This window comes from Parasedimentitalea maritima (assembly GCF_005771405.1).
Lineage (GTDB): Bacteria > Pseudomonadota > Alphaproteobacteria > Rhodobacterales > Rhodobacteraceae > Parasedimentitalea > Parasedimentitalea maritima.
Window position 1 is genome coordinate 346,306 of sequence record NZ_VAUA01000002.1, and the last position, 17,872, is coordinate 364,177.

16 protein-coding genes are annotated in these 17,872 nt (G+C 55.2%); 2 read left to right on the plus strand and 14 right to left on the minus strand.

The genetic code is table 11. The features are described from left to right. Nucleotides 1-102: 102 nt before the first annotated feature. The gene (locus FEE96_RS05430) at nt 103-1,122 is read right to left on the minus strand and encodes a putative 2-aminoethylphosphonate ABC transporter substrate-binding protein (protein WP_138161995.1); all 1,020 of its coding nucleotides are present in this window, start codon (nt 1,120-1,122) and stop codon (nt 103-105) included. A 459-nt stretch (nt 1,123-1,581) separates the two neighbouring features. On the opposite strand from FEE96_RS05430, the gene FEE96_RS05435 reads away from it, so the two are divergent. Both FEE96_RS05435 and FEE96_RS05440 read left to right on the plus strand, forming a co-directional pair. After that, nucleotides 1,582-2,385, plus strand: a complete 804-nt coding sequence (locus tag FEE96_RS05435; protein ID WP_138161996.1) for an inositol monophosphatase family protein — start codon at nt 1,582-1,584, stop codon at nt 2,383-2,385. A 13-nt stretch (nt 2,386-2,398) separates the two neighbouring features. Continuing rightward, nucleotides 2,399-3,181 (plus strand): DeoR/GlpR family DNA-binding transcription regulator, encoded by a 783-nt coding sequence (locus FEE96_RS05440; protein ID WP_138161997.1) that lies wholly within the window; start codon nt 2,399-2,401, stop codon nt 3,179-3,181. Nucleotides 3,182-3,187: 6 nt separating this feature from the next. On the opposite strand, the gene FEE96_RS05445 is transcribed toward FEE96_RS05440, so the two are convergent. The 13 genes from FEE96_RS05445 to FEE96_RS05505 all read right to left on the minus strand — a co-directional run bounded on the left by FEE96_RS05445 (nt 3,188) and on the right by FEE96_RS05505 (nt 17,867). After that, nucleotides 3,188-4,480 carry an amidohydrolase family protein gene (locus tag FEE96_RS05445; protein ID WP_138161998.1) on the minus strand — a complete coding sequence of 431 codons (1,293 nt, stop codon included), beginning with the start codon at nt 4,478-4,480 and terminating at the stop codon, nt 3,188-3,190. A 147-nt stretch (nt 4,481-4,627) separates the two neighbouring features. Continuing rightward, on the minus strand, nt 4,628-5,569 hold the full coding sequence (locus FEE96_RS05450; protein WP_138162149.1) for an ABC transporter permease: 942 nt from the start codon (nt 5,567-5,569) through the stop codon (nt 4,628-4,630). Then, entirely contained in the window at nt 5,569-6,639 is a 1,071-nt protein-coding gene (locus FEE96_RS05455) for an ABC transporter permease (protein WP_425467298.1), read from the minus strand. Before FEE96_RS05455 ends, FEE96_RS05450 begins: the two co-directional genes overlap by 1 nt. Then, the gene (locus FEE96_RS05460) at nt 6,639-8,156 is read right to left on the minus strand and encodes an ABC transporter ATP-binding protein (RefSeq protein ID WP_138162000.1); all 1,518 of its coding nucleotides are present in this window, start codon (nt 8,154-8,156) and stop codon (nt 6,639-6,641) included. Before FEE96_RS05460 ends, FEE96_RS05455 begins: the two co-directional genes overlap by 1 nt. 146 nt (nt 8,157-8,302) lie before the next feature. After that, the gene (locus FEE96_RS05465) at nt 8,303-9,295 is read right to left on the minus strand and encodes a BMP family protein (protein ID WP_138162001.1); all 993 of its coding nucleotides are present in this window, start codon (nt 9,293-9,295) and stop codon (nt 8,303-8,305) included. 199 nt (nt 9,296-9,494) lie between these two features. After that, nucleotides 9,495-11,942: an NADH-quinone oxidoreductase subunit NuoG gene (nuoG, locus tag FEE96_RS05470; protein WP_138162002.1), complete on the minus strand. Its 2,448-nt coding sequence runs from the start codon at nt 11,940-11,942 to the stop codon at nt 9,495-9,497. Between the two features lie 15 nt (nt 11,943-11,957). Further along, entirely contained in the window at nt 11,958-13,217 is a 1,260-nt protein-coding gene (gene nuoF, locus FEE96_RS05475) for an NADH-quinone oxidoreductase subunit NuoF (protein WP_138162003.1), read from the minus strand. Further along, complete coding sequence (locus FEE96_RS05480; protein ID WP_212744737.1) at nt 13,214-13,726, minus strand: NADH-quinone oxidoreductase subunit NuoE family protein; 513 nt, start codon at nt 13,724-13,726, stop codon at nt 13,214-13,216. Before FEE96_RS05480 ends, nuoF begins: the two co-directional genes overlap by 4 nt. Further along, on the minus strand, nt 13,723-14,940 hold the full coding sequence (gene nuoD / locus FEE96_RS05485; protein WP_138162004.1) for an NADH dehydrogenase (quinone) subunit D: 1,218 nt from the start codon (nt 14,938-14,940) through the stop codon (nt 13,723-13,725). Before nuoD ends, FEE96_RS05480 begins: the two co-directional genes overlap by 4 nt. Then, complete coding sequence (locus FEE96_RS05490; protein ID WP_138162005.1) at nt 14,937-15,449, minus strand: NADH-quinone oxidoreductase subunit C; 513 nt, start codon at nt 15,447-15,449, stop codon at nt 14,937-14,939. Before FEE96_RS05490 ends, nuoD begins: the two co-directional genes overlap by 4 nt. Next, on the minus strand, nt 15,449-15,958 hold the full coding sequence (locus FEE96_RS05495; RefSeq protein ID WP_138162006.1) for a NuoB/complex I 20 kDa subunit family protein: 510 nt from the start codon (nt 15,956-15,958) through the stop codon (nt 15,449-15,451). Before FEE96_RS05495 ends, FEE96_RS05490 begins: the two co-directional genes overlap by 1 nt. After that, nucleotides 15,946-16,308, minus strand: coding sequence for an NADH-quinone oxidoreductase subunit A (locus FEE96_RS05500; protein WP_138162007.1), 363 nt, complete (start codon nt 16,306-16,308; stop codon nt 15,946-15,948). Before FEE96_RS05500 ends, FEE96_RS05495 begins: the two co-directional genes overlap by 13 nt. A 107-nt stretch (nt 16,309-16,415) precedes the next feature. Further along, entirely contained in the window at nt 16,416-17,867 is a 1,452-nt protein-coding gene (locus FEE96_RS05505; protein ID WP_138162008.1) for an NADH-quinone oxidoreductase subunit N, read from the minus strand. Nucleotides 17,868-17,872 lie beyond the last annotated feature (5 nt).

Below are 17,872 nucleotides of genomic sequence, written 5' to 3' on the forward strand. Positions count from 1 at the left end.
CGCACGGGCCGACACGTCGCGGCCAAGGCCACCATACACTGTCGGAATAATTTAGGGGATTTAGGGCGACGAGGGGCAAACCTGCCCCTCGCTTTGTGGTGCTTACTTGGGGTCCGACTTACCGTCGTAACGCGACTGCCACTCTTTCAGGATCGCGGCCCGGTTATTGGCGGCGAACTCAAAATCGTTGTCGATCATCTTATCCAAAAGACCTTCGGGGAAATGCTCAACGGGCTTGGCAACACCAGGATAGGCAACAACTGCGTAACCAGTATTGTACATCTCGTTGGCGCCTAGGGTGACGGTGAAATCAACCAGCTTTTGTGCGGCTTCTAGGTTGGCAGTGCCCGCAACGATAGCAGTGGCTTCCATATCCCAGCCAACGCCTTCGCTTGGTACGATGATTTCCAGAGGAGCGCCTGCGGCCTTAGATTTGGCACCGCGGAAGGCAAAGGAAATACCGATTGGGATTTCACCAGCTGCCGCCAGTTTACAAGGCTTGGAGCCGGAGTGAGTGTAGCGTGCGATGTTGTTGTGCAGCGCGTCCATATATTCCCAGCCGCCTTCTTCACCAAAGATCTGCAACCAGCTGGACACATCAAGGAAACCAGTACCGGAGGAGTTCGGGTTGGGCATAATCAAATGACCTGCGTACTGCGGGTCGGTTAGATCTTGCCATGAAGTTGGTGGTGTCAGGCCAGCTTTTTCTGCCTCAACAGTGTTGTAGCAAACCGAGGCCACCCAGGCGTCCATGCCAACCCATGCTGGTGGATTGTCACCATCGACAAATTTGGCGTCGAGCTTTTCAACACCCATAGGCGAATAGCCCTCGAGCATGCCTTCAGATTTCAACAGAAGCAACGATGTCGCCGCTAGACCCCAAACGACGTCAGCCTGCGGGTTATCGCGTTCGGCCAACAGTTTGGCAGTGATGATACCAGTAGAATCGCGAACCCAATTGATTTTGATATCAGGGTTCGTTTCGTTGAAGGTCGCTGCATAACGAGCCAGATCTTCAGCTTCGACAGCAGTGTATACCGTCAGCTCTGTTTCAGCCGCAACTGACGTGGCAAAAACAACGCCTGCCAAAAGTGACGTGATTTTAGATACATTGAGTTTCATATTAATCTCCTCTGTTAGTCTTCAAGAACTTCATGCGGGGTTGTTGGTCACCCCTTTGGTAAGATCCCAGTGAAGCCGCGGTCAGTCTGGCAGGTTTTTGCCACAAAAAAAATCGATTAAACCTACAACTTCATAAGTCAAACCTATGATTACGATTCTGTCCGTCTTTTGACCCCCCATACTCTGACGGTGCTTCCGACTGACTCACATCAAACCCACCAAGCCAAAGTACGTCAATTCTCATCACCGTGAGATATCAGCGTTACATGTCCGGGTTACTCGAGTTGCGAGCAGTCCATAGCAACACCGTAGCAACAGATTTTGTGTATTTCTATGTTTTCTTGCATTTTTGTGTTTTTTTGCCTAATGCTTGGGCAACCAGACACCTGATGCACTTCAATCAAGCGGCCTAAACACCAGCACCCAGCCAGCCTGAATTGCTAATTTTTGGAAACCATAATGACCAACAATCGTGACATCCCCGACAGCACTGTGGAATTTGCTAAATCCCTCGTTGATCAGGCCCGTAAAGTTTCACTGGACGGTTTCAGGAAAAACGTTGAAATAATTCAGAAAAATGACCTTAGCCCAGTTACGAAAATCGACCGTAACGTTGAATCATATGTCCGCGACATGGTTGCAAAAACCTATCCCTCGCATGGGTTCTTGGGGGAGGAATTTGGGTCGTTGAACCTCGATGCTGAGGAGTTGTGGGTGGTTGATCCTATTGATGGCACCCGCAGTTTCATCACAGGTTGGCCTATTTGGGGCACCCTATTGGCGAAGTTGTATAACGGGTTCCCCGAGATTGGCTTGATCGACATGCCCGCGATTCGCGAACGGTGGGTGGGTATTTGTGGAAAAAGTTGCACATTTGAGGACAACACTGGCACCCTGCACCAATGTCAGGTCTCAGACTGCGAGACACTGGCACAGGCACGTTTCTATACCACCAATATCCTGTATTTTGGCACTAGAGACCGCCCCAAAATCGAATCTCTTTTGCAACAAACTGCTGTGCCGCGGTTCGGCGGTGATTGTTATTCCTACGGTCTTCTGGCCTCGGGACATGTGGATCTGGTGGTTGAAGCGATGCTAGAGCCTTACGACTATTTCGCCCTAATTCCGGTGGTCGAAGGCGCCGGAGGGATCATCACCGACTGGAGCGGAAACCGGTTGCAACACGGATCAGACGGACGAGTCGTCGCAGCAGCCACGCCGCAATTGCACCGCGCAGCGCTGGACCTGTTGCAAGATATCTGACACGAGCAGCAGCATGTGGAAAAATCAGCGACATCAAAGAATTTTCAGACTGCTCGATGAATGGCAGAGCCTGACCACCGACTATCTGGTCGAAGATTTGTCCGTCTCGCGCGAGACGGTGCGCCGGGATTTGCTGGATATGGAGGCGCTCGGATTGCTGCGGCGAGTCCATGGCGGGGCCGTGTCTGCAAATGCACGGGCAGAACCACCGCTGGATGTGCGTGCGAAACTGCAGGTCAAAGAAAAGCAGGCCATCGCCCGCGCCGCCTGTGATCTGATTACCGATCATAAGGTGATCTATTTTGACACTGGGAGCACAACCATATTCCTGGCCCGCCAGCTGGCCACAATCCATGGGCTGCATGTCATCACAAATTCACTGGAAGCTGCCAGCCAACTGCAAAAAGACTATCAAGCCAACCGCAGCTCAAGCCGGGTGTCCCTGCTGGGTGGTAATCTAACCGTGTTTGATTTTGCCACCTGTGGGCAGCAGACAGTGCGCGAAATATCCCGTGTTCAAGCTGATATTGCTTTTGTGTCCCCAACGGCCATTGATCCCCTCCATGGCGCTTTAAACGCTGTTCAGGAAGAGGCCGAAGTTGCCACAGCAATGTTGGACAACAGTCGTGAGAACGCTGTTTTGGCGGACGCCAGTAAGTTCACCACCAGTGGCAATTACCGATCCTGCCGGTTTGATCAGATGGGCACATTGGTCACAGATGCCCAAATCCGAAAGCAGCCTGAATTTTCAAACCAAATTAAAGGTTTGGTCAAAAATCTGATTATTGCCGAATAGCCCGTTCTAACCTGATGCTTGCGGACTGTAGTCCGCAGGATTCACAGTTTCAGGTCTGCCTGGAAGGGAAATTTCGCTGATTTGCGGAGCAGTTCGTGCAATAACCTCTCCCTTTCGGATCACAGCCAACCGAGTGGCACGCAGGCGAATAGCCTCGATTGTATCGTGGGCCTGCAACAACACCATGTTGGCAGCACAGCCCTTGTCCACCCCGTAGCCCTGCAGCCCCATGATCTTGGCCGAATTGCTGGTCACAGCCTCAAAACACCAGGCCATATCGGCGCGGCTGGATAATTGCCCTACATGCAGCCCCATAGAGGCCACATCCAGCATGTCAGCGCGCCCCAACGAATACCATGGGTCCATCACACAGTCCGAGCCAAAGCCAACTGTGATTCCGGCCTCGCGCAATTGCGGCACCCGGGTTTGCCCGCGACGTTTGGGATAGCTGTCGTGGCGTCCCTGCAACATAATGTTGATCAGCGGATTGGGGATGGCGTGCACCTGCGCTTCAGCAATCAGAGGGATCAGCTTGGAGACATAGTAGTTGTCCATCGAATGCATTGAGGTCAGGTGCGAACCAGCCACCCTTCCCTGCATCCCCAGACGCTGGGTTTCATTGGCGAGAGATTCAACATGGCGGCTGTGCGGGTCGTCGCTCTCGTCACAGTGCATATCGACCATCAACCCGCGTTTCTCGGCGATCTCACAAAGCTGACGAACAGATTCCGCCCCGTCTGCCATGGTGCGCTCGAAATGAGGGATGCCGCCAACCACATCGACGCCCATGTCCAGTGCGCGGATCAAGTTCTCCATCGCGGTCGGGTCGCGCAGAACTCCGTCTTGTGGAAAGGCCACCAGTTGCAGATCCAGATAAGGCGCCACCTGTTTGCGGACCTCTAGCAACGCTTGAACACCGGTCAACGCATCATCGCAGACATCCACATGGCTACGGATTGCGCCGATGCCCATGGAAACCGCCAGATCGCAATAACGCAGGGCGCGGGTAACGATGTCATCAACGCTTTGGATTGGCTTAAGCTCACCCCACAGCGCGATGCCTTCGAGCAGCGTGCCAGAGGTGTTCATTCGCGGTGTGCCCAGTGAAAGGGTTGCATCCATGTGAAAATGTGGGTCCACAAACGGCGGCGAGACGAGATAGCCGGTGGCGTCGATCACCTCTTGCGCCTCGGCGGTGATATTCGGTTCGACTGCGGCGATGGTGCCATTTTGGCAAGCGATGTCGATGCCGGTACGGCCATCCGGCAGAGTGGCGTTTTTGAGGATCAGATCGAACATGTGGGTGCCTCGTGTTGGTCTTTGTATTTTTTGTGGGGCGCCTGACCTTGGGGAGGTACAAAGCGCCTTCGCATTTTGCCGAAGGTGAACCTTCGGTTTGACGGGACGGTCAGGCGCGCCCGACCTATCGGCCGGGCAAACCAATCTCTATCTCTGCCCCTTGAACCAAGGAGTTAGCAAGGCCCGGGGATATTCCGCCTTACGCGCGGCCACCACCAAGGCGAAGATCGACAGCACATAGGGCGCCATCAGGAACACCTGCCCAGGCACCATGGCGCCAACCTCGGTTTGCAAACGCACTTGCAGCGCATCAAAGGCGCCAAACAGCAGTGCCCCCAGCAGCGCCTTGCCGGGTTTCCAGCTGGCAAAGATCACCAGCGCGATGCAGATCCAACCCCGCCCATTGACCATACCGAAAAAGAACGCGTCAAAGGCCGACATGGTCAGAAACGCTCCGCCAAGCGCCATCAGCGCAGATCCAACCATGACCGCACCGATGCGCAGCCCGTAGACGGACAGGCCTTGGGCATCGACACTGTCGGGATTGTCGCCAACCGCCTTTAAGGCCACACCCAGCGCGGTGCGGTTCAGGACGTACCAGACCAGCCCCACCACCAGCAGCGCCAACATGGTCATTGCGGTTTGCTGGAACAGCACCGGCCCCAGAAACGGGATATCCGACAGCAGCGGGATATCCAGCGCACGGAACGGTTCAATCCGCGGTGGAGACGACACATTGGGTAACGCGGTGCGGTAGGTGAAATAGCTCAGCGAGGTGGCAAACAGCGTTACACCCAACCCCGAAACGTGCTGTGACAGGCCGAGCGGCACCGTCAGAATCCCATGGATCAGGCCAAAGAACGCGCCAGCAAGCGCGGCAATCAGCACTCCGCCCCACAGGCCAGCACCCAGCCAGACCGCCATCCAGCCACACATGGCACCGGCGGCAAAAATGCCCTCAATCCCGAGATTCAGCACGCCCGATTTTTCACACAGCAGTGCGCCCATCACGCCAAAGATCAACGGCGTGGCAATACGGAGCGAGGCGGCCCAGAAGCTCTCGGACAGTAGAATTTGCAAGATATCCATCATGCGACGCCCTCTGCCGTTTTGGTGCGGGTGATGCGGTAGCGGGCGACAAAGCCGCCAATCAACACGCAAAGCAACGACATCGACACCACCAGATCCGCCAGATAAGACGACACGCCTATGGCGCGGCTCATGCTGTCGGCACCTACAAAGACGGACGCGATGAACAGGGCCGAGATCACCACGCCCACCGGCGACAACCCGGCCAGCATAGCAACGACGATGCCGGTATAACCAAAGCCCGGCGACAGATCGGCAGTCAGATAGCCCTTGAGCCCTGCAACCTCGCTGACGCCAGCCAACCCGGCCAGCCCGCCGGACAAGATTGCAACGCCAAACAGCGAACGATTGACGCCGATGCCTGCATGACGCGCGGCGGCGGCGTTTTCACCAACGGCGCGCAGGCGAAAGCCCCAGACGGATCGCGCCAGCATGAACTGCGCGATGCCTGCAAGCACCAGCGCGAGTATCAACCCCGAGTGCACCCGCATCCGAGGCATCAGTTGCGGCAACATGCCCTGATCCAGCACCGGAGCAGACTGCGGCCAACCCAAGCTCATGGGATCTTTCAACGCGCCCTCCAGCATCATCTGCACAAAGATCAGGATGATGAAGTTGAGCAGTAGGGTTGTCACCACCTCATCCGCGCCAAAACGGGTTTTCAGCAGCGCAGGAACAGCCATTCCAGCGGCACCAGCGGCGGCGCCAAGGATAACAATCAGCGGCACCAGAAAAATACCGGGAATATCTACCGCCCCAGCGCCAATGGCGACGGCAGCCATGGCGCCCAGATATAACTGACCCTCTGCTCCGATGTTCCACAGCTTGGCCCGAAACGCGAGCGCGGCGGCAAGGCCGGTGAACATCAGCGGAGTGGCGCGGGTCAGCATCTCGGAAAACGCAAAGACCGAACCAAACACACCTTTGACCATCTCACCGTAGGCCACGGTGATGTCAGCCCCGGCCAAGGCCAGCGGGATCGCGGCCAAGGCCAGCGCGATTACGGCCGACAACACCGGCACGCCCAGCGTCATCCACCGGCCCGGCGCGGTGCGGGGCTCGATACGGATCATGTGTGCTCTCCTGCCATTTTCAGACCAATATCTTCGCGGTTTCGACTGGTGACTTCCGTCAGCTGGCCGTCGTGGATCACCATGATGCGATCCGCCAACCCTAGAATTTCATCCAGATCTTCAGAAATCAGCAGTACCCCTGCCCCCCCAGCGCGCGCCTCTAGCAGGCGGCGGCTGACCTCGGCGGCAGCCCCCATGTCGAGCCCTCGGATGGGTTGGTTGGCAAGGATCAGCCGGGCGCCCTGTTCAAACACCCGCGCCAGAATCAGTTTCTGGATATTGCCGCCAGACAAAAGCCGGGCACGGGCGTTGATACCGGGGCCGCGCACGTCATAGGCCTGGCTGAGCCTATCTGCGTTGGCGGCCATTGCGCTGCGGTTCAGCAACCCATTGGTTTGCACCTCGGGGTCGTCCAGCCGTTCGATGATCATGTTCTCGGCCACCGACATGGCGCCAACAATCCCGTCGTGATGGCGGTCCTCGGGAATGCGGCCAACGCCTGCCTTGATCATGGTCTTGGGATCAGGGTGCAGGATTTCATCGCCATCGACCTGAATGCTGCCACTATCCGGCCGTCGCAGACCAGAGATGACAGAGGCCAGCGCCGATTGACCATTGCCAGACACCCCCGCAATGCCAAGGATTTCATGGGCCTGCACGGTCAGGTTTACATCCGTAAGACTATCGCGTGCCGACGGGTTGCGCACGCTGATACCCGACAACGTCAGCACCGGTGCACCGGGTGTCATTGCGTCACGCTGTGTTACGGGTGTGTCCTCGCCCACCATCATCCGGGCAATCACCCGTTCATCCGCATCCGAGGTGGCGATCTCGCCCACCTTGGTGCCATGGCGCAGCACCGCGATACGATGAGAAAAGGCCAGCACCTCGCGCAGTTTGTGCGAGATAAAGATAACCGCCAGCCCATCACCGGTCATGGCGCCGATGTTTTCAAACAGGGTGTCGGCCTCTTGCGGGGTCAACACGGCGGTGGGCTCGTCCAGCACCAAGATACGGGCATCGCGGTACAGTGCCTTGAGGATCTCGACCCGCTGGCGCTCTCCCACCGACAATTTGCCAACTGGTGTGTCGAGCGGAGCCACCAGACCTGTGCGATCCATGACCCCCTGCACTTTGGCGCGCGCACCGGCGCGGTCGCGGCGCAAGGCGAACAAAGGTTCTGAACCTAGGGTGATATTGTTCAGCGCTGACAGGTTTTCCGCCAGGGTAAAGTGCTGGTGCACCATGCCGATACCCGCAGACAAGGCCGCCTGCGGGTGGCCGAGGGTCAGCGGTTGCATCTCACCTTTAGGCGACGCCACATCAATACTGCCACCGTCGGGCATGTAGTGACCAAACAGCATATTCATCAGCGTGGTTTTACCCGCACCGTTTTCACCCAACAGGGCCAGAACTTCGCCGCGGTGCAGGTCAAGACTGACGGCATCATTTGCCACAACGGAGCCAAACCGTTTGGACAGTGCGTTCAGCGATAGAACTTTGGACTCTGTCATAAGTCTCTCAGGGGTCAGATCATAATGATTGTTTCCCGGCAAAGGGCCGCGCCTGACCTTGGGGAGGTGCAAAGCGCCTTCCCGGGGGGAAGGTCAGGCGCGGCCCGACCTATCGGCCGGGCCCAACCTCTTATTCTAAGTTCAGATTACTTATCCGAAACCGGGCGTTCGTCGTTCACGTTGACACGGAACATGCCCTCCATGATCGACTTTTCGGTTTCTTCAACCTTGGTCAACACCTCAGCCGGGACCAGCGTCTTGTCGACCACCAGTGACCCCCCGCCATAGCCCATAAAGCTATACTGACCATAGTCTGCCGCCTCAAACGTGCCGCCAGCTACGGCTGCAATCGCACGGTCAATGGTGGGCTCCATGTGCCACAGGGCCGAGGTCAGGATGGTGTTGGGATAATCGCCAGAGGTGTCGATCACATTGCCAACCGCCTTAACGCCGCGCTCAACCGCAGCATCGGCGACACCGAACCGTTCGGCGAACATGATGTCAGCCCCTGCATCCATCATTGCAAAGGCGCTTTCCTTGGCTTTGGGTGGATCGTACCAGCTGTCGATAAAGTTCACGAGGAATTTGACATCCGGATTGACCGCCCGCGCACCTTCCATAAAGGCGTTCATCAGCCGGTTCACCTCGGGGATGGCATAGCCACCAACCATTCCGATCACGTTGCTTTCAGTTGCAGCACCAGCCACCATGCCGGACAGATAGCTTGGCTCGTGGATCCAGTTGTCAAACACCGAGAAGTTGGGCGCGACTGCGCCAAAGGACGACCCCATCAGGAAAGCGGTTTCGGGATAGTCCGCCGCCACCTTGCGCGCGGCACGTTCCAAACCGAACACCTCTCCTACCACCAGCTGCACACCCTGCTCGGCGTATTCGCGCATTACGCGTTCATAGTCGGTGTTGGCGACGTTCTCTGAGAACACGTAATCAATTTCACCGCGATCCTTGGCGGCATTCAGCGCCAGATGGATACGACTGATCCATTGCTGCTCAACGGGCAGGGTGTATATGGCGGCGACCTTAACGTTCCCGGCCAAGGCCATTCCCGCTGGTAGCACAAGCGCCAGTGCTGCTGTTCCAGTCAGCACCGCCCGTCGTGTGATAGAAAATTTGCTATTCATCTGCCAATCCCCGGTTGAATCAATTGCCCAATGAGGCACTTATTTAACCAATCGGTCAATAAAATTCGCAACTATGCGCCATTCCGTGTTCAAACCTTCGACAAGGTTCAACGACCGACAGCATGCCTAAATACTACTTTGAATGGGTTTTACGTCTCTTGGCGCTAAGCTTCTCACCCAGACAAGCCAGCCGCTTTGATCACACTTGCGAAGCTCGCTCCTCGGGTCCGGATATCACAACATCAACCAGCTTTGGATATTCCCCGTCAAAATGGATCGTTTTGCCATCTTCGGTCAAAAACCGTTCCGCAACAAAAACAGTCTGCTTGTCAAAACTTCGGTTGATTTTCAGAGGCGCGGTGAAACTGTTCCCACTGGATAAGAGCGTAACCATCATTCCTTCAAACGCATGATCCGGCCCTGGACCTGGGTTCAGCTCAACATACGGAGTTGCATCCAGGGAGGACAAAACGCCAGAGTGGGCAGTATACTGACCCGACTGAAACAGATTATCACCAGTGATCAAGTACCGACGACAATCTTTCACATCTATATTTTCGGGCAGAATAACTGGGGCTTCCTTAGCCCCTTCACTGATTGGCCAACCACTATTCCTGGCCGCCATCCTCATATCAGCAGTATCGCCAAAGGAACCAAACCCTGGGAAGTCTGCAGCAATTGGCACGTGCAACTGATCAGATCCAATCGGTCCTGCACCTTGCCCCAATGCTTGTGCGATCAGATTAAGTACCTGCCGTGTCGAAGGTTTGCTTTGTACCGCGTCCCGAACTGGTCGCAGAACTTGCACTCGTCCTTCGTTATTGGTGTAGGTTCCGCTTTCCTCACCATAAGGGGTGGCTGGCAGCAACACATCCGCCTGTTCGGCGGACTTGTTGTAATGAGACGTGTGAACGACAAGGCAGGTGCTGTGCTGTTGAGGCAACGTAGCAGGATCATCTCGGGCCCTATTCCGCAGAGGGTCACTGCCAAGAATGTAGGTCAGGTCAGGTGGATTTTTCGTAGTCTTTGGTGAGGATGGACTGCGTTGCCAACCCGGCGCAACCCCATCAAGGCAGCCCATATCCCACAGCCCCAGCTGATTTGGACGGTCGAACAGAAACTGCAGATATACGGTTTTACCGTGCGCTTTGAAATAGTCCACCACTTGCGCAATCTTGCGAAGGCACTGTGCTGCCAGCGAGGAGCGCAGGAATTCGGTTCCGATCAAAAAGGCAATACTGTCAGCCGTTGCAACAGTCGGCTGAATTACCGAGACAAATTCTTCGATCGCGCTGTCTGCCATCTTTGGCTCGCCCTGCATGAGCAAGCCCAACAATTGCGCCTCATTTCCTGGCAGCAATCGCATCGAGGCAGCGGCCAGATCATCGAGGCCACAAGGGCGGGAGCTGGCGATAAACAGGCTCTTGTTCCCGTCCCTTACCGCTGAACGAAGCAGATAACCGGAAACTGGGTTTTCCTGAGTTATATTTGACCCCAGCAAAAAAATGCACTCAGCCTGCAAAACAGATTTAAGCGGTTTTCGATCCAGATAGCCGGTGACAACATGGCCCAGTGCTTCAATCGCACCCGCTTTTTGTAGTCCGCTAAATCGGGTGGAGGCACGAATATCCTGTGAGCCAAACACCCGCCGCATCAGGTTTTGAAACATATATGCGGTTTCGTTGCTCTCACGCGGCGAAATATGGCCCTGAATACGGCCACCGCTTTCCATAACTACCCGTGCCTTGGTGGCAATAAACCTGATTGCTTCGTTCCAACTGACCGGGACATGGGCACCATTTACGCGCATCATCGGCTCTCGAATACGATCGCCGCCGTCAATTGCGTCAAAGCCAAACCGCCCTTTGGCGCAGAGCAGCTCGCCGTTGATCCCAGTGTCTAAACTGCTTTTGACCCGTTTAAACTCACCGTCTCGGACCTGAGCCGTCAAACTGCATCCGGTGCCACACATGTTGCATATCGTTTCGGTTTCCACCAAATCCCAGGGGCGTGCCTTATAGCGATACGGTACACTCATCAGGGCGCCAACCGGGCAGACTTCGATGCAATTGCCGCAATGGCTGCAGTCTTTCAGACTATTGCCCACACCAGTAATTTCGCTATCCAGCCCGCGTTCAGCGGTCCCAAGCGCCACGTCGCCGACAACTTCCTCACATATGCGTACGCAACGCTGGCATTGGATGCAGCGATTGGCGTTGAATACGATGACTTTGTTCAGCTCAATGTCTCGCTGGCGAAACACTCGTTTGGAATCGCGCAGCCGCGAACTGCCTTTGCCGTATTCAAAAACAGTGTCCTGCAATTCACATTCACCACCTTTGTCGCAGATCGGGCAATCCAGCGGATGATTGGCCAGCAGCATTTCCAACATGTCCTCACGGGTGGCAACAACCTTTTCCGAATGACTGTGGATCACCATGTCCGGCGCGACCGCAGTGGCGCAGGCGGGTTCTAGTTTATTGCGGCCCTCAACTTCGACCAGGCACATTCTGCAAGAAGCCGAAATCGACAGTCGCTCCTGATAGCAAAAGGTAGGGATATTGATTGCGTGCGAGCGGGCGGCGGTCAGGATTGTGGTGCCGGGCTCAACTTCGATCTGCTGCCCATCCAGTGTGATTGTCACCATCAATCTGCCCTTTCGTCAGCTCACCATCGTTTGCGGCGCGATCAACGCATCGAATTCATGCCTAAAATGTTTGATCGTTGCGCCCAGCGCCCAGGCCGCACCATCACCGAGTGCGCAGAAGGACTTACCAAAAATGCCACCGCAGAGCATTTCAAGCTGTTCAACATCCCCAACCTGCCCCTGACCGGCCTCTATCCGGCGCAGGATCTTGGCGGCCCAGGTTAGCCCTTCACGGCAGGGGGTGCATTTGCCACAGCTTTCATGATTGAAAAATTCGGTGATACGCCGCGCAACCACCGGGATCGACGCCGTTTCATCCAACCCAATCACCGCTGCCGACCCCAACATGCTGCCTGCTGCGGCCAGCGATCCGAAGTCCATTTTTACGTCAAACAAATCACTTGGGAACATGGGGGCCGAGACCCCACCAGGGATGGCTGCCTTAAATGCCCCGTTCAAGGCTCCCCCACCGTATTCCTCGAGCATCTCGCCCAAGGGCATCCCCATCGGCAACTCATACAGCCCGGGTTTTCGAACATGGCCGCTAAGGCCGAATAGCTTTGGACCCGGAGCATCTTTGGGTCCAATTGAGGAGAACCAGTCTTCTCCACGACGAAACAGATGTGGTAGGCACGCCAGTGTTTCGACGTTATTGACGACTGTCGGGCATTCATACAGCCCAGCAACTGCTGGAAAGGGCGGTTTTAACTTTGGTTGGCCGCGTTTGCCTTCGATAGATTCCAGCAGTGCCGTTTCTTCACCACAGATGTATGCGCCCGCACCTTTGTGGATATGGATGTCCAAAGAATGACCACTATTCAGAATGTTCTGCCCCAAATACCCCAGCGCATGGGCTTCATCGATGGCCTGTTGGCAATGCTCAATCGACACATCGTATTCGCCACGAATATATAGGTATGCCGTCTTGCACCCGATGGCGTAGGCCGCAATCACCATGCCTTCGATCAGCTGATGTGGATCGCGCTCCATCAGGATCCGATCCTTGAATGTGCCCGGCTCTCCTTCATCGGCATTGCAACACAAATAGCGTGGCAAGGGGTTATCCTTAGGGACAAAGCTCCATTTCAAACCGGTTGGAAACCCGGCCCCGCCGCGGCCGCGCAGGTTTGAAGATTTCACAGTTTCGATCACCTGATCCGGATCGTAGTCGCGTAACACTGTACGCAGCCCTTGATAGCCGCCGGATTTTTCGTAGGTCTCAATTCTGGACGCGTCTGGATTGTCGATGTTTTTCAGCAGCATAAGTTCACTCATGTTGCCTCCTTGGCGGGCCGACCTGCAAGGGAGGCAAGAAGGCCATCCAGTTTGTCCGTGGTCAGATCGCCGTGATAGCGGGCGTCGACCATAAGAGCTGGCGCCATTTCACAAGCTCCGAGGCATTCAACGGCGGTAAGCGTAAAGGATCCATCCGACGTTGTCTCACCAGATTTAATGGCTAGCCGGTCTTGCAGGTGCTGCATCAGCGCATCCGAACCACGCAACATGCAGGACAGGTTTGTACAAAGGCGCAAGTGGTGGAGACCAGTCTGCGCCCGGTCAAAAAGGCTATAGAAACTGGCAACCTCAAACACCCAGATTTCAGGCACGTCCAGCAGTTCAGACACGGCCTGATACGTAAGGCCCTCTAGCTGCCCATATTTCTGCTGTGCCAGCTCAAGGGCGGGCATTATGGCGCTGCGGCTTGTTGGATAACGCGTCCTCATCTGCCGCACCCCAGTTGCGAGGTCGCGCTTGATATCGGTCAGGCTGCGGGCATCGCTCATTTGTCGACCTCCCCCATCACCGGATCCAGACTACCCAGCATGGCAATTACATCTGCCAAGTATTTAATATTGGTGGTGCGCTCTGTCAGGGCCTGAAGATTAACAAAAGACGGTGCCCGCACCTTAAGCCTGAACGGCTTTTCGCTACCGTCTGAAATCAAGTAATATCCCAACTCTCCCTTAGGGGCCTCGATCGCTGTATAGACTTCGCCTTTTGGCACCTTGAACCCATAGGCGGCCAATTCAAAGTGATGGATATGGGTCTCCATCGAATGCGCGAGCAAATCCTTATCTACCGGAAAGGCGATTTTGGGGTCATCAATCAGTATGTCACCTTCAGGCATTTGGCGCACACATTGGCGGATCATTCGCAGGCTTTCGCGCATCTCATCGACGCGGCATTTCCAGCGGTCATAGCAATCGCCATCGTCTCGGGTGATGACCTCAAACTCCAGCTGATCGTAAATCTCGTATGGTTCATCACGGCGGATGTCCCAGTCCACCCCAGACGCGCGCAGGTTTGGACCGCTAAGGCCCAGCGCGATGGCATCTTCGCCAGTGATGTTTCCAATGTTTTCAACCCGGGCCAGAAAGATGCGATTGTTGTCCAGCAGGGTTTCGTAGTCTGATATTCGCGCTGCAAAGATATCGCAGAACTCCAGTATGCGTGCGGCGCAACCTTCGGGCAGATCCTCACGTACGCCACCAACCCGACAGAACGAGGTATGCATCCGCACGCCACTGATCATCTCCATCAGATCCATCACCATTTCACGGTCGCGCATAGTGTAGAGCAGCGAAGTCATTGCCCCTACATCCATCGGCAGCGCACCGGTGATCAGCAAATGGCCAGAGATCCGCGACAACTCGGCCATGATCACTCTGATATATTGTGCCCGCTCAGGTGCTTTGATGCCCAGCAAGGCTTCAACCGCTAAGGCATAGCCCAGATTGTTGGAGGGCGGACAAAGGTAGTCAAGCCGGTCCGTCAGCGGGAAAATCTGCGTGTAGGTAAAGCTTTCGAACAGTTTTTCAGTACCGCGGTGCAGCAAACCAATATGCGGTTCCACCCGCTCGATGATTTCGCCATCCATCTGCAGCAGCAAACGCAATACGCCATGGGTACTTGGATGCTGAGGACCAAGGTTCATCAATACCTCACGCGACAGGCCGGTGTCGGTTGTGACCTCATTGATGACAGTAACGTCGGTCATCCGCTGCCCCAGTCAACAGGTTGGTCTACGCCCATGGGGTTATAGTCATCTTTGTATCCACGCAGCGGAAAATCGCGACGCATTGGATAGCCGTCAAACCCATCCCACATGTAAATTCGGCGTAAATCAGGGTGACCATCGAACTTGATACCATACATGTCAAAGGCTTCACGCTCGTGCCAGTTGGCGGTGGTCCAAACCGGCGTGACAGTGGGCGCAACTGCAGGATCGCCCAAGTAGCACTTTAGCCGAAGGCGCCACTTATGCCGGATCGAAAATAAGTGGTAGACCAATAAGAAACGCGGTGCCTCGGGGTGAAAATCCACCGCGCAGATATCTGAGAGAAAATCAAAATTTAGCAAGGGGTCGTCGCGCAAGTGACGACACAGCTCAACCAGGTCATCAGGGGGCACCTTCAGGCAGGACATGTCCGCCGCCGTATTGTCGATGCCAACCCGTTGCTCATAGAGCTGCAAAACCGGGGCAAGAGAGAGCTCGGTTGGGGCCATCAGGACAGTCCCAGCACGGCATCGGCAGGGTCTTGACGACGCAGCACCTTGGTACCTGTGATCTGTTCCTGCAATTGCACAAACCCATGTAACAACGCCTCTGGGCGCGGTGGGCAGCCGGCAACGTGGATATCAACCGGTATAATATGGTCTACCCCCTGCACCACGGCATAGGTATTATAGACCCCGCCGGAAATAGCACATGTTCCCATGGCAATGACATATCGCGGCTCAGCCATTTGATCATACAGGCGGCGCACAATTGGTGCCATCTTTCGGGTCACTGTTCCGGCGACGATCATCACATCCGACTGGCGCGGCGACGGCCGGAACACCACACCGAACCTGTCCAGATCGTAGCGCGCACACCCAGCCGAAATCATCTCAATCGCGCAGCAGGCAATACCAAAAGTCTGAGGCCAAAGTGAAGATTTACGACTCCAGTTAATGATCGCATCTGACGAGGTGAAAAAGACGTTGTCCTGAAAACGGTTTGTCAGGAGACCCATTCCAACGCTCCTTTGATCCAAGCATAGGCAAAGCCAACCAACAGAAGAACGATGAATACAAACATCTCGACATAGCCAAACAGTCCCATGTCCTTCAGCACCACCGCCCAGGGGAACAGGAACATGGTCTCGACATCAAAGACTACAAACAGGATGGCGATGACAAAATACTGCACTTTGAACATTCCGGCAGAGGCCTCACCCACATGGTCAACACCGCATTCGTAGGGGCGGTTCTTCTCGGGATAAGGATTGTGGGGCCGGATCAAGCGGGACAGTGTCAGAATAAATACCGATAGCACGATGACCACAGCCACCATCAGGAATACTGGCAGAAAATCAATTGGCATATCACCTTCCTTGTTGGCAGAGTTCCGGTTTGTCCTCGACGATCCGTAACAAGCAGTTGGTCCACTGCGGGGCCCCCATAGATCAAGGTAATCCAAAACCAGCGTTTTCAACCTAGTCCAGCAGTTGCCGCAGCTTTTGACACCCCCAGAAACCAGGCAGGCAAGACCCCGGTTAAGACTGTACCGATGAATGTGACAATCAGTGCCCATCCAATTGCAGGGGAGACCTGAAATACAGCCGGTTGATCATTTTTTTCCATGTACATCAGCATGATGACACGAAGGTAGAACCACGCAGCTATCGCGCTGAACAGCACCGCAAGTACTGCCAGCAATACAAAACCCGCATCAACCAATGCCACCAACACATAAAACTTGGCGAAGAAGCCCCCAGTCGGCGGTATGCCTGCGAGTGACAAGAGGAACACCAAAGCCATTAAGGCCACCCCTGGGTGGCTTTTGGCCAGGCCAGAGAAGTCTTGAATTTTCTCACCCTGACCTGCGCCTCGGTTTATAAGGACGATCACAGCAAATAGTCCCAAATTGGTCACTGTAAAAATCAGCAGATACAGCATCACACTGGCAAGGCCCTCGCTTCCTCCGGCCAAGAGGCCCAGCAACAAGAACCCGCCATGAGCAATTGAAGAATAGGCCAACATCCGCTTGATATTGGTTTGCACAAGCGCAGCAAAGCTGCCCACGGCGAGCGACAGTACCGCCATGACTTCAACGCTACTGCGCCAGATTGGGTCAAGCATTGCCAGGTCTTGCACCAGCAGACGCAGGATCACCGCAACGGCGGCAACCTTGCCCACTGTCGACATGAAACCGGTGACAGGTGATGGCGCACCCTCGTAGATATCGGGGACCCACATATGAAACGGGACTGCACCAACTTTGAACAATAGCCCTACAATCAAAAACAATGTGGACAGCGCCAGTAGTGGCGAACTGGTGTCCACCTTATCCAACGCCTCTCCCATAACATCCAATTGGGTGGTACCGGTCAGCCCATAAAACAGCGACAGGCCAAAGAGAAACAGCCCCGAAGAGAACGCCCCGAGGATGACATACTTTAATGCGGCCTCATTCGAACGCGTGTTTGTCGTCAGAAATCCAACCAGTACATAAATCGACAACGCCTGCAGTTCTAACCCGACATAGATGATCAGCAGGTCTGTGCCCGACACCATGATCATCGCACCTGACAGGGCAAATAACAGCAGCACATAGTACTCACCTTTGGCGGCATCTTCCGTGCCCAGGTATCGGTCAGAAATGAGAATTGTCAGCGCAGTTCCCAGATAGAGCAACATTTTGAAAAAGGTTGAAAAACCATCGTTCACAAACATTCCGCCATAAGCCGATTGTGGATTTTGCGCCAATGTCAGGCTCATCGCGGCGGCGAGGCCAATCATCACCAGGCTAAGCCCCGCCAGCAATGCACCCTGCCCCGGTCTTGGCACCAGCGACAACATCAATGCCACACAAGCGCCCAGAATGATGATGATTTCCGGGCCTGAGGCCAGGACCGAAGAGGTGATCTGCGTCAGATCCATTGCGG

Coding starts and splice junctions, on each gene's coding strand:
- FEE96_RS05500 (WP_138162007.1), bottom strand. CDS start 16,308: ATGCCAATTGATTTTCTGCCAGTATTCCTGATGGTGGCTGTGGTCATC.
- nuoD (WP_138162004.1), bottom strand. CDS start 14,940: ATGACCGACGTTACTGTCATCAATGAGGTCACAACCGACACCGGCCTG.
- FEE96_RS05480 (WP_212744737.1), bottom strand. CDS start 13,726: ATGAGCGATGCCCGCAGCCTGACCGATATCAAGCGCGACCTCGCAACT.
- nuoF (WP_138162003.1), bottom strand. CDS start 13,217: ATGAGTGAACTTATGCTGCTGAAAAACATCGACAATCCAGACGCGTCC.
- FEE96_RS05465 (WP_138162001.1), bottom strand. CDS start 9,295: ATGAATAGCAAATTTTCTATCACACGACGGGCGGTGCTGACTGGAACA.
- FEE96_RS05445 (WP_138161998.1), bottom strand. CDS start 4,480: ATGTTCGATCTGATCCTCAAAAACGCCACTCTGCCGGATGGCCGTACC.
- FEE96_RS05460 (WP_138162000.1), bottom strand. CDS start 8,156: ATGACAGAGTCCAAAGTTCTATCGCTGAACGCACTGTCCAAACGGTTT.
- FEE96_RS05430 (WP_138161995.1), bottom strand. CDS start 1,122: ATGAAACTCAATGTATCTAAAATCACGTCACTTTTGGCAGGCGTTGTT.
- nuoG (WP_138162002.1), bottom strand. CDS start 11,942: ATGGTGACAATCACACTGGATGGGCAGCAGATCGAAGTTGAGCCCGGC.
- FEE96_RS05450 (WP_138162149.1), bottom strand. CDS start 5,569: ATGGATATCTTGCAAATTCTACTGTCCGAGAGCTTCTGGGCCGCCTCG.
- FEE96_RS05505 (WP_138162008.1), bottom strand. CDS start 17,867: ATGGATCTGACGCAGATCACCTCTTCGGTCCTGGCCTCAGGCCCGGAA.
- FEE96_RS05495 (WP_138162006.1), bottom strand. CDS start 15,958: ATGGGTCTCCTGACAAACCGTTTTCAGGACAACGTCTTTTTCACCTCG.
- FEE96_RS05440 (WP_138161997.1), top strand. CDS start 2,399: ATGTGGAAAAATCAGCGACATCAAAGAATTTTCAGACTGCTCGATGAA.
- FEE96_RS05435 (WP_138161996.1), top strand. CDS start 1,582: ATGACCAACAATCGTGACATCCCCGACAGCACTGTGGAATTTGCTAAA.
- FEE96_RS05490 (WP_138162005.1), bottom strand. CDS start 15,449: ATGGCCCCAACCGAGCTCTCTCTTGCCCCGGTTTTGCAGCTCTATGAG.